At 76.1% G+C, this 11,527-nt stretch carries 9 protein-coding genes; 6 read left to right on the forward strand and 3 right to left on the reverse strand.

The annotated features are described in order from the left end of the window. From VGB14_00085 to VGB14_00105, 5 genes are all read left to right on the forward strand, one after another. Positions 1-226 (forward strand): hypothetical protein (locus VGB14_00085; protein HEX9991301.1); only part of this gene is annotated, 226 nt, incomplete at its 5' end. Further along, complete coding sequence (locus tag VGB14_00090) at positions 223-489, forward strand: PqqD family peptide modification chaperone (GenBank protein HEX9991302.1); 267 nt, start codon at positions 223-225, stop codon at positions 487-489. The genes VGB14_00085 and VGB14_00090, both read left to right, overlap by 4 nt. Then, the gene (locus tag VGB14_00095) at positions 486-2,126 is read left to right on the forward strand and encodes a radical SAM protein (GenBank protein ID HEX9991303.1); all 1,641 of its coding nucleotides are present in this window, start codon (positions 486-488) and stop codon (positions 2,124-2,126) included. The genes VGB14_00090 and VGB14_00095 overlap by 4 nt, the downstream gene beginning before the upstream one ends. Positions 2,127-2,133: 7 nt before the next feature. Next, complete coding sequence (locus tag VGB14_00100; protein ID HEX9991304.1) at positions 2,134-3,030, forward strand: cupin domain-containing protein; 897 nt, start codon at positions 2,134-2,136, stop codon at positions 3,028-3,030. Then, positions 3,027-3,902, forward strand: a complete 876-nt coding sequence (locus VGB14_00105) for a GNAT family N-acetyltransferase (GenBank protein ID HEX9991305.1) — start codon at positions 3,027-3,029, stop codon at positions 3,900-3,902. The genes VGB14_00100 and VGB14_00105 overlap by 4 nt, the downstream gene beginning before the upstream one ends. Before the next feature lie 42 nt (positions 3,903-3,944). Here the strand turns inward: VGB14_00105 and VGB14_00110 are convergent, their stop codons facing one another. After that, positions 3,945-5,291, reverse strand: coding sequence for a hypothetical protein (locus VGB14_00110; protein HEX9991306.1), 1,347 nt, complete (start codon positions 5,289-5,291; stop codon positions 3,945-3,947). Between the two features lie 187 nt (positions 5,292-5,478). Between VGB14_00110 and VGB14_00115 the strand changes: the two genes are divergently transcribed. Then, positions 5,479-7,194, forward strand: a complete 1,716-nt coding sequence (locus tag VGB14_00115) for a hypothetical protein (protein ID HEX9991307.1) — start codon at positions 5,479-5,481, stop codon at positions 7,192-7,194. 82 nt (positions 7,195-7,276) lie between these two features. Here the strand turns inward: VGB14_00115 and VGB14_00120 are convergent, their stop codons facing one another. Then, positions 7,277-7,903, reverse strand: coding sequence for a hypothetical protein (locus VGB14_00120; protein HEX9991308.1), 627 nt, complete (start codon positions 7,901-7,903; stop codon positions 7,277-7,279). Continuing rightward, positions 7,900-11,475 (reverse strand): adenylate/guanylate cyclase domain-containing protein, encoded by a 3,576-nt coding sequence (locus tag VGB14_00125; protein ID HEX9991309.1) that lies wholly within the window; start codon positions 11,473-11,475, stop codon positions 7,900-7,902. The genes VGB14_00120 and VGB14_00125 overlap by 4 nt, the downstream gene beginning before the upstream one ends. Positions 11,476-11,527: the final 52 nt, after the last annotated feature.

Here is an 11,527-nt window from a genome sequence, read left to right on the forward strand (position 1 = left end):
CACGACCCCGCCGGCCGACGCCCAGCGCGGGCGCTCGCTGTCCGTCCGGCTCCGGCACCTCCCGTACCGCCTCGTCGAGGAGCTCCTCGCCTGCGACCCCGGCACCCTCGCGACCGCCGACCCCGGCGAGGTGCTCGACGCCCTCGCCACGACCGCGCGCACCGAGGCGCTGCTGGCCGACGCCCGCCGGCTGGCCGGCGCCGTGCCCGAGGCCGTCGCGTCGTGAGGGTCGGGCCGCCGCCGGACCTCGAGGTCGTGGTCGAGCAGGGCGTCGTGTACCTCGTCCCGCCGGACGGTCGGGTCGCCCGGCTGAACCGGCGCGGCTCGGAGACCTGGCTGCGCCTCGCCGACGAGGGCGGCGACCTCGACGCGGCGGCATCGGCCCTCGCCGTCGCCTGGGAACGGGGCGTGGACGAGGCCCGCGCGTCGGTCGGGCGGTTCGTCGAGCAGCTCACCGACCGCGGCCTCCTCGTGGAGGAGCCGGGGTGAGCGCCACGCCGGTCGCCCTGCGCGGACCGGACGCTCCGGCCGCGTCGCGCCGGACGCCGGCCAACCCGCCGCACCCGAGGTCCCGGATCGCCCTCGTGAACCCGCCCGACCCGACCTCGGCGGACGACTCCCGCCTCACGGTCCCGCTCGGGCTCGGGTACCTGGCCAGCGAGGCCAGGGCCCGCGGCCACCACGTGGACGTCCACGACCTCGCCGTCGCCGTGGACCCGACGCCGGCGGACCTCGCGGCGGCCGGCCTGCTCGGCGGGTACGACGTCGTCGGCCTGACCACGTACACCGAGACGTTCCTCGCCACGATGGCGATCGTCGACGCCGTCCTCGCCGCCTCGCCGGCGACGCGGATCGTCCTCGGCGGCTACCACGCGTCGATCATGTGGCGGGAGGTCCTCCGCGACTTCCCCCAGGTGGACGCCGTCGTCCGTAACGAGGGCGAGCTGCCGTTCGGGTCGCTGGTCGACGCCTGGGCCGACGGGGTCGACCGGCCCGACGTGCCGGGCGTCGCCTACGGCCCGGGCGACGCCTGCGCCGGGCCCGACGACGTGCTCGACCAGGACCGCCTGCTCCATCCCGTCGTCGACGTGCTCGCGTCGTCGCCGTACCTCAGCTTCACCCAGCCGCGCACGGGCCGCACCGTGCGGACCGTCGCCGTCGTGAGCAGCCGCGGGTGCCCGAAGCGGTGCTCGTTCTGCTCGATCGTCGTCATGAGCCCGCGGTGGCGGGCCCGCTCGGTGCCGTCCCTCATGGCCGAGCTGCGCGAGCGCTACGAGGACGAGCCCTTCGGCCACGTCGTGTTCCAGGACGCCAACCTGTTCGTGCGGAGCCGCCGCACCGTCGAGCTGGCCGAGGCCATCCACGCCCTCGACCCGTCGATCACGTGGTCGGGGACGGCGACCGCCGACCACGTCGTCCGGCATGCCGACGTGCTCCCGCGGCTGGCCGCGCTCGGCTGCGCGTTCCTCGAGATCGGCATCGAGGCGGGCAACGACGCCAGCCTCGAGCGCTTCAACAAGTGGACGACGGTCGAGATGAACGAGCGGGCGCTGGCCCTCCTCGCCGCGCAACGGATCGCCGTGGGGCTCGACTTCATCATGTTCGAGCCGGAGATGACGCTGGCCGACCTGGAGGCCAACTGGCGGTTCCTCCGGCGCACCGACCTCGTGGGGACGTTCCCGGCCGACTGCGTGTTCTCCGACCTGCGGCTCTACCCGGGCACGCCGGCCAGGGACGCGTACGAGGCCCGCCACGGCGTACGCCTGCCGCCGCACCGCCTCGTGCCCATCGCCTACGACGACCCGGCCGTCGCCGGCGTGCGCCGCGTCGTGCACGAGTACCTCGGCCGCCACGAGCACACGTCCAGGCGGCTCGTGCGCCGGGCCATGGCGTGGGCGGCGTCACCGGCCGCCGTCACCGGCGACGAGGCGGCGGCGCGCCAGCGGGCCTCGGTCCTCGCCGTGCGACTCCGGCACCTCCCCTACCGCCTGCTCGACGCCGCGCTCGGCCACGCCGGCCCGCTCGCCGAGGGCGCGACCCTCGACGAGCTCGGCCCGGCCCTCGGCGTGCCCGCCCACCTCGAGCTCCAGGCCGCCGCGGAGGAGGCCCTCCGCGACGCGCCGTGAGGCGGCCGTGACCCTGCTGCCCGACCCGGCGCTCCAGTCGCCGTCGCTGCCCGCCTGGTGGCGGCGCCACCCGGTCGTCCTGCGGGGCGTCGTCCCACCCGACCGCCGCCCGACCGACCCGGCCGCCGCCTTCGCCGGCTGGTGCCGGCCACCGGCCGTCGCCCGCCTGTACCGGCTCGCCGGCGACGAGCACCCGGGCGGGGCGGGCGCCGCCCGCGTGCCCGTCGGCGAGCTGGTCGACCGGGGGGCGGCGCTCCGTGACCGGGGCCGGCCGGTGACGCTCCTGCTGAACCGGGTCGACGCCGTGGACGAGGGCGTCCGCCGGCTGCGCGACCTCCTGCCCGTCGACCTCCCGTGGCGGCTCGACGGGACCGTCGCCACCCTGTCGGACCCGGGCAGCGGCATCGGGTTCCACACCGGCCACGAGGACGGCTTCATCGTCCAGCTCGCCGGCGCCCGGCGATGGTCGGCGTGGCCGCCGTCGACCGTGCCCGACGACCACCACCTCCTCGTCCTCGGCCGACCCTCGGCCGACGGCGTGCCGCCGTTGCTGCGGTCCGCCGACCCGCCCCACCTCACCGTCGAGCTGGCGCCCGGCGACGCGCTCCACGTGCCCGCGCTGTGGCCCCACGAGGGCGTGACCCTCGGCGACACGCCGTCGCTCAGCCTGTCGATCGCGTGGAGGGGCGTGAACGCGCGGCGCCTGCTCGCCCGCCACCTGGACGACGGGCAGGTCGGCGCCCTCGGCGCGGCGTGGTACCGCCTCCTCCCCGACGTGGCCGCCGGCGACACCGGCACGCTCGCCGCCCTCGTGGCCCCGCTGGCCGCCGACGTCGGCATCGACCCGGCCGACGTGCGCGCCGCGACGGACGCGCTCGTGGCGGGCGCCGGCCTCCCCGCGTGACGACGGTCGCGGTCGCGGCCCGCCGGTCGGGGGCGGTCCGGCCCGACGGCGCCCCCGTTCCGGTCGTGCTCATGGCCGACGGCGACGAGGTCGGGACCGGGTGGGTGCGGCTCGACCCGGGCGGGGCCCTGGGTCGACCCACGGCCACGACGTGGGCCCCGCGCCTGCGACCCGGGCTCGACGGGGCGACCCGGGCCGCCGCCTTCGACGCCTTCGCCGGCTGGGTCGTGTCCACCGCCGCGGCGGCGGGCTCGGCGACCGTGGAGACGAAACCGGCCGACGACGTCGCCCACCTGTCCGAGTGGCTCGCCGCGCTGCGGCGGCACGGGTTCGCCGAGGTGGCGGTCGCCCACCTCCTGACCCGCGGCCTCCCGGTCGCGGGCGCGCCCGGCCCGCCGTACCCCGGGCTGGCCGTCGCCCCGCTCGACGGCCTCCGGGGGGCCGACCGCCTCGCCGTCGAGGCGCTCGTCACCACCGTCCACCGGACGACCGCCGACCGGGTCGACGCGCTCGACCGCCTCGCCGGCGCCGACGTGCTCGCCCGGCTGGCCGGCGACCGGGTGGCCATGCCGGCGCCGCGGCTGTGGCTCGTGGCGACGGCCGGGGCCCGGCCGGTCGGCTACGTGCTCGGGTCGGTCGACGGCGACGACGTGTGGGTGATGGACGTCGGCGTCGACCCGGCCGAGCGCGGCCGGGGCATCGGCCGCTGGCTGCTCACCACGATGCTCGCCGGGGCCGGCCCGGCGCGACGGGCGCGCGCGCTGGTCGACGACGAGAACCTGCCGTCCCGGCGCCTGCACACGGCCGCCGGGTTCGCCGAGGAGCGGGGCGCGTACCGGACCTGGCGCCTCCGCCCGCCCGGCCCCGGTTGACCGGGGCGACGCGGCGCTGCTCGTCCCGGCGCGGCCGCCCGGTCAGGCGGGGCGGTCGTCCCGCACGAACACGTCGGGACAGGTCCCCGGGACGGAGAAGCCGGGGCAGCGGTTCGTGTCCCGGCGGACGAGGTTCGGGGCGAGGGAGATGAAGGCGACGACGAGGCCGCTGGCGTCGACGGCGGTGTCGGAGCTGGCCCCGTCGGCCTGCTCCTCGACGTCGCTCACGCTCACCCGGACCGTCGTGCCGGCCAGGCGGTCCCTGCGGAACGAGTCGATGGCGTCGTTGGTGTCGCCGCGCACCAGGTTGCGGGCCGACGAGTCGAACGTGACGTACCGGCCGTCGGCGCTGATGTCGGGCCGGGACGACCCGCCGTGCACGCTGATCGCGCTCGGCCCGTCGGCCTGGTCCTCGTCGTCGGCCACGCTGACCCGCTCGGTCACCCCGGTGGCCACGTCCCGCACGAACACGTCCGTCGCGCCGTTGGTGTCGTCGGGGACGAGGTTGGTGGCGTCCGAGTGGAAGGCCACGTAGCGGCCGTCGTCGCTGATCACGACGCCGGAGCTGGGCCCGTCGGCCGGCCCCCCGGTGACCGACTCGCTCACCAGCACGGTCGTGCCGGTGACCCGGTCGCGGAGGAACACGTCGAAGGCGTCGTTGGTGTCGCCGGGCACGAGGTTCGGGGCGAACGAGCTGAGCGCCACCCACCGGCCGTTGGCGCTGATGGCCACGCCGGTGGTCGACGAGCTCCCCTCCGCGCCGTCGTCGGCCAGGCTCACCCGCTCGGTCGTGCCGGCCAGCCGGTCGCGCACGAACGCGTCGGTGACGTGGTTGGTGTCGCCGAGCACGAGGTTCATGGCGTCGGACACGAAGGCCACCCAGCGGCCGTTCGGCGTGATGTCGGGGAAGTAGCTCGGGCCGTTGGTGTCCCGGCCGTTGCGGCTGACGCTGATCCGCTCCGTCCGCTCGGCCGTCCGGTCCCGGACGAACACGTCGAGGCCGTGGTTGCCGTCGCCCGGCGCGAGGTTGTCCGCCGCGGAGTGGAAGGCGACGAGGTCGCCGGTGGCGTCCACCGACGGCCAGTCCGAGAACCCGTCGCCGAGCGCCCCGGTGCTGCTCACGCTGACCAGCTCGGTGCGGTCGGTGACGCGGTCGTGGGCGAACACGTCGACCTCGCCGTTCGTGTCCCCGGGCACGAGGTCGTTGGCCTCGCTGTCGAAGGCCACCACCCGGCCGTCGGAGCTGACGTCGGGCGCGGTGAACCGGCCGCTGATGCGGTCGCCCTGGCGGCCGTCGCTCGCCACGCTGACCCGCTCGGTGGTCCCGCCGGCCGGCCCGCTCGCCCGGGCCGGCGCGGCGACGCCCACGAGCGCCACCGCGGTGAGCACGACCCAACTCCTGGCGACCCTTCGCGTCATGCCGGGAGTACGTGCGGCGGGGGCGCGGGGCTTTTCGCCGGCCCGGTGCCTCGCCGGGCCCGGCTCCCGGCGACGGGCGGCGGGTCGAAGGTGTAGACACGGGGCGCCCCACGGGCCGGGTGAGGCAGACCCGCACGCTCTCTGAAGGGGGACGGACATGGTCCGACGAAGGAGGACCTGGCGGTCCTGGGTGCTGTTGACGTCGCTCGTCGTCGGGGTGGTGGTCCTCCCCCAGGCCGGGGCGGCGGCCGAGCGCAGCAGCGCGCCGGCCGCATCGACACCGGCGTTCGCCGGGGACGCCATTTCCGCGCCGCGCTACGGCACCGCCGTGGCGTTCGACGTGTCGCCCACGATGCGCTCGCTCGCCGCCGACCCGTCGGCGCAGAGCGGCCCGACGAGCGTGGTCGCCGAGCGGGGGCCGGCCCCGACCAGCACGTCGTTCACCGGTGACGGCGCCCTCCAGCGCACCGCCGGCGTGGGGACGAGGGCCATCAACGACCCGATCCTCACGTTCGAGGGCCTGGGCAACGACGACAACGACGCCCGGGTCGTCCCGCCCGACCCGATCGGCGACGTCGGCCCGAACCACTACGTCGAGATGGTCAACCTGGTGTGGGGCGTGTGGGACAAGGCCGGCAACATGCTGCTCGGCCCCCTGCGGCTCGGCACCCTGTGGGCCGGCTTCGGCGTGAGCGACTGCCGTTCCCGCTCGGGCGACCCGGTCGTGCTGCACGACCAGCTGGCCGACCGCTGGATCCTGACCCAGTTCACGACCGCCGGGCCGACGTTCTACAACTGCGTCGCCATCTCGACGACGCCCGACCCGACCGGCTCGTACTACCGGTACGCCTTCTCGACCGGGCCGAACTTCCCCGACTACCCGAAGTACGGGGTCTGGCCCGACGCCTACTTCGTGTCGACCCGTGAGTTCGCGCCGGACGACTCCTTCGCCGGCGTGGGCGCCTACGCCCTCGAGCGGGACGCCATGCTGGCCGGCGACCCGGCCGCCCGCTACGTGAGCTACGTGGTCGAGCCGGCCGACAAGCCGTACCTGCCGGGCGACGGCCTGCTGCCCTCGGACCTCGACGGCGACCGGCTGCCGCCGACCGACAGCCCGAACTTCTTCGTCGGCACCCAGGACGACCAGGGCCCGTACGGCGCCCCGTTCGACGCCATCAACATGTGGGAGTTCGAGGTCGACTGGACCACCCCGCCGACGTCGCGGTTCGAGCGGACGGCCCAGCTGCCGGTGAAGGAGTTCGACTCGAACTTCTCCTGCCGCCACACGCCGGAGACGGCGAGGGCCTGCATCCGCCAGCGGGGCACCGACCAGCGCATCGACGTGCTGTCGTACCGCCAGCGGCCGACCTGGCGCCTCGCCTACCGGAACTTCGGCGACCACGAGGCGCTCGTCACCAACCAGTCGGTCGAGACGCGGACGACGATCGCCGGCGTGCGCTGGTACGAGATCCGCAGCCCTGGCCACAACCCCGTCGTGTACCAGCAGGGCACCTACTCCCCCGACGACGGCATCAGCCGCTGGATGGGGTCGGCCGCCCAGGACAAGTTCGGGAACCTGGCCCTCGGCTACAGCGTGTCGAGCGAGTTCATCTACCCGGGCATCCGCTACACGGGCCGCCTCGCCGGTGACGTGCTCAACCGGATGACCCAGGGCGAGGGCGTGATCGTCAACGGCGGCGGGGCCCAGCTCGGGGCCACCCGCTGGGGCGACTACACGTCGCTCAACGTGGACCCGACCGACGACTGCACCTTCTGGTACGTCAACGAGTACTACCCGCGGTCCTCGAACGTGCGCTGGCACACCCGCATCGGCGTGTTCCAGCTCCCGGGCTGCGGGGCCAACCAGCCCTAGCGGTGTCGAGCGGGTGGGGTGCCGGCCGGCGGACCGGTGCCCCACCCGCCGTCGCGCCCACGGGCGGCCGCGGCGCCTCGGCTCACCAGGAGCCGGCGGCGGTGACGACGTCGGCGGCGGCGGCCTCGACCGACGGCTGGTGGCTGGCGAGGACGGCGGCCACGCCGTCGACCTCGGCGGCGGCGAAGGCCAGCGCCCGGCGGCGGGCCAGGATGCGCTGGAGGAGCGCGGCGACCCGGCCGGCGTCGGCGTAGAGCACGGGCGGGCCGGCGGCGCGGCGCCGCACGAGCGCCGAGGACCACCTGGCCCGCTCGCCCTCGGGGAGGCCGGCGCCGAAGCGGGCGGCGGGCACGTCGAGGGCGGCGAGGTAGGCGTCGACGGTCGGCCGATGGCCGACGAGGGCGCCGTCGAGCAGCAGCTCCCACCCGGCGTGGGCGACGGCCCTGGCCGGGCCGGTGCCCAGGCCGGCGGCCCGCAGGTCCTCCCGCAGGCGGCGGACGCCGGCGAGGAACGGCGGGGCGGCGTGGAAGGCGGCGTCGGTGGCCCGGTGCCAGCGGACGCCCTCGGCCGCGGCCGGCGACCACCGGTCGAGGTCGCCGACGCTCGCGCCGGCCTCGTGGGCGAGGTCGGGGACCATGGCCCCGAGCCACACCTCGGGGTCGCCCGCGCCCCGCGCCAGGGCGACGTGGACGTGGCCGACGAGGTTCACCCGTCGTCGCCGGCGGCGAGCCCGGCGAGCGCCCGGTTGACCGGGACGCGGTGCAGGTACGCCTCGCGGAGGCCGTCGTCGTCGATGCGGGCCGCCATCTCGTCGAGGAACGCCCCGGCCGCCTTGCGGACGCCGTCGGCCCGCGGGTCGGCGGCGGCGGACAGCGCCCGCCAGCACGTGCGCACGACCTCGCCGGGCCTGACCGTCCCCTCCAGGTCGTCGGGGCCGAGGTGGTCGAGCACCGGCTCCACCAGCCCGACGGCCTCCTGGGCGGCGCCCGCCGCCAGCGCGGCGGCGGCCTGCCCGGCCAGCGCCTCGTAGCGGGTCTTGGCCAGGCCGATCTCCTCCAGCACGTCGGCCGCCCTGGCGAAGGCGGCGCCCGCCTCGGCCGCCGACCCGGCGGCGAGCAGCGCGTACCCGCGCCCGATCTCGGCCCTCGCCTCGGCCATCGGCGACACCGCCCGCCGCGCCGCGTCGAGCGCCTGGTCGGCGAGGTCGAGCGCGCCGGCCGGGTCGTCGCCGTCCAGGGTGACGAGGGAGAGCAGGAGCAGTCCGTCGCTCGCGAGGTACGGGAACTCGGTCGGCGGCGCCAGCTCCAGCGCCCGGCCCAGCCGCTCCCTGGCCAGGTCGAGGTCGCCGATCGAGCGGGCCAGGTCGCCGAGCATCTCGAGCGAGGTCGCCAGCCCCTCGCGGTCGGCCAGGTCCTCGCTCAGGCGGACGCTCTCCTCCAGCAGGCGCTGCGCCTCGCCGAAGTGCCCCTGGCCGAAGGCGATGATGGCGAGGTTGCTCGTGGCCAGGGCGTCGGCGTAGCGGTAGCCCATCAGCCGGAACACGGGCAGCGCCTGCTCCAGGCAGCGCCGGGCCGAGGCGAAGTCCCCCATGTTGTAGAAGGCGGTCGCCATCTGGGCGACCGTCTGCATCTCGCCGTGCAGGTCCTCGACGCCGCGGTGGACGTCCCGGGCCTGCTCCAGCAGGTCGAGCGCCTTCCGGAACTCGCTGACGTTGCCGGCGACGATGGCCAGGTAGCGCAGCGTCTCGCCGGTGCGCAGGGCGTCGCCGGCCGCCCTCGTCCGCTCCAGCGCGTCCTCCAGCCGGCGGCGGGCCTGCTCGTGGTCGCCCTGCCAGGTCAGCCCCTTGCCCCACCACAGGTGGGCGAGGCCCTCGAGCTCCAGCGAGCCCGACCGGCGGGCCAGCTCGACGGCCTGGCCGGCCAGCTCGGACTGCTGGTCGTAGGCGCTGTGGAAGAAGGCCAGCTTGCTGCGGGCGACGAGCAGCCGGGCCTGGCGGCCGGGGTCGAGCCGGGGGGCGAGGGCGATCATCTCGTCGACGTCGCGCTGCTGGGCGGCCCGCTCGCCGATGCGGTCGAGCACGCCCTCCCTGGCGTGGAGGGCGTCGAAGCGCAGCGCGGGGTCGTCCTCCGGCGCCAGCTCGACGGCCCGGTCGAGGAGGCGGGCGGCCTCGCCGTTGGCGTAGCGCCTGGCCGCCTGGCTGCCGGCCCGCACGTACCAGCGGGCGGCCAGCCCGTCCTCCCCGGCCTGCTCGTAGTGCTCGGCGATGGCGGCCGCGTACTCGTCGGCCCGGCGGCGGCGCTCGGTGACGTCCTCCAGCCACCGCGCCGCGGCGGCGTGGTAGGCCCGGCGCTGGGCCCGCAGCACGCTGTCGTAGGTGACGTCGCGGAGCAGGGCGTGCTTGAACACGAACTCCGAGGTGCGCTCGAACGACGACCGCTCCCGCTGGTAGATCACCTCGCGGCGGCGCAGCCGGTCGAGCACGTCCTGGGGCGAGCCCTCGACGGCGACCGCCGGCCTGGCCTCGGCCAGGTGCTCGACGGCGTCGTCCCAGAACACCCGCCCGATGACCGCCGCCCGCTGGAGCAGGACCCGCTCCTCGGTGGCGAGGGCGTCGAGGCGGGCCTGGAGGACGCCCTTCAGGGTCGGCGGCACCCGCACCTCGCGCAGCCGGTCCTCGTGGACCACCCAGGCCGGCCCGCCGGTGTCGATCACGCCCTCCTCGACGAGCCACTTCACCAGCTCCTCGATGTAGAACGGGTTGCCCTCGGCGGCGGTGACGACCAGCTCCTCGAGCTCGTCGGGCACGTGCTCGGCCCGCTGGAGGATCTCGGCGAGCAGGTGGCGGCTCTCCCGCCGGGTCAGCGGCTCCAGGTGCAGCCGGGTGTGGTACTCGAGGCCCTCGCCCCAGTGCGGCCGGTGCTCGAACAGGCTCGGGCGGGCGGTGGCGACGACCAGCATCGGCCGGTCGGCAACCGCCGGCGCCAGGCGGTCGAGCCAGTCGAGGGACGTGTCTTCGGCCCAGTGGAGGTCCTCCAGCAGCATGACGACCGGCGTCTGCTCGGCCAGGCTGCGGAAGTACTCGGCGAGGTGGGCGGCGGCCCGGTCGCGCACGCCCTCGGCGTCGCGCTCCTCGTCGCCGGCGACCGTGTCGCCGATCTCGAACCCGAGCCAGCGGGCCACGAGCCGGGACTGGGCCCGCCCGGCCACGTCGGTGCCGAACACCTCGGCGAGCCCCCGCTCCAGCTTCGACCACACCGTGTCGGGCGGGTCGCTGTCCTGGATCTCGAAGCGGAAGGCGAGCACGTCGCGGAGCAGGCCGTTCGGGTGGTTGCGGGTGGCGGGGACGGCCCGGCCGGTGAAGTACCTGGCCGCCTCGGGCAGCACGTCCACCCAGTTCTCGAAGTCGTAGAGCAGCCGGGACTTGCCGACGCCGGCCTCGCCCACTGCGGTGACCAGCCGCCAGCGCCGGTCCTCCAGCGCCTCCCAGAACAGGTCCTGGAGGCGGCGCAGCTCGAGGTCGCGGCCGACCGTGCGCGTCTCCAGCCCCTCGACCCCGCGGGAACCGACCCGGAACGTGCGCGTCCTGGCGCCGACGACGAGGAACGCGCCGACCGGGTCGCGCACGCCCTTCAGCCGCAGCGGCTCGACCCGCTCCAGGCGGAACACGCCGCGCACGTGACGGTAGGTGTCGTGGGAGATCAGGACGCCGTTGCGGGGGGCGGCCGACTGGATGCGGCTGGCCCGGTTGACGATGTCGCCGACGACGACGAAGTCCTGCCCGCGCCGGTCGTCCAGGGTCGACACGACGACGTCGCCCGTGTCGATGCCGACCCGCATGGCGAGCTCGATGCCGTACTCCGGGCCGAGCACGGCGTTGACGCCGTCGAGCTCGTCCCGCATGGCGAGCGCGGCGCGGATGGCCCGCTCGGCGTCGTCCTCCTCGGCCCGGTGCAGGCCGAAGACCGCCATCACGGCGTCGCCGATGTACTTCTCGACGACCCCACCGCGCGCCTCGATCGCCTCCCGCCACCTCGCGAAGTACACGTCGAGGGCGGCGCGCACGTCCTCCGCGTCCATCGCCTCCGACATCGAGGTGAACCCCATGAGGTCGGAGAACAGGACGGTGACGAGCTTGCGCTGCTCGCCGGCCGACCGGGCCAGCTCCTCGGCCCGCCGCTCGAGCAGGGGCTGGAGGGCGGTGTCGACGACGGCGTCGCCGAGCACGCCGCGCTGGGCCTCCAGCGCGGCGATGGCGTGGTCGAGCTCGGCGAGGCGGTCCATGGGCAGCAGGTCACGGTACCGGCGGCGGCCCGGGCCGGCACCGCCGGCCGGG

This window comes from Acidimicrobiales bacterium, from assembly GCA_036399815.1.
Classification (GTDB): Bacteria; Actinomycetota; Acidimicrobiia; order Acidimicrobiales; family DASWMK01; genus DASWMK01.

What these genes read in the sequence shown, in the direction of transcription:
- VGB14_00115 (HEX9991307.1), top strand. Translation starts at nt 5,479, where the DNA reads ATGGTCCGACGAAGGAGGACCTGGCGGTCCTGGGTGCTGTTGACGTCG.
- VGB14_00125 (HEX9991309.1), bottom strand. Translation starts at nt 11,475, where the DNA reads ATGGACCGCCTCGCCGAGCTCGACCACGCCATCGCCGCGCTGGAGGCC.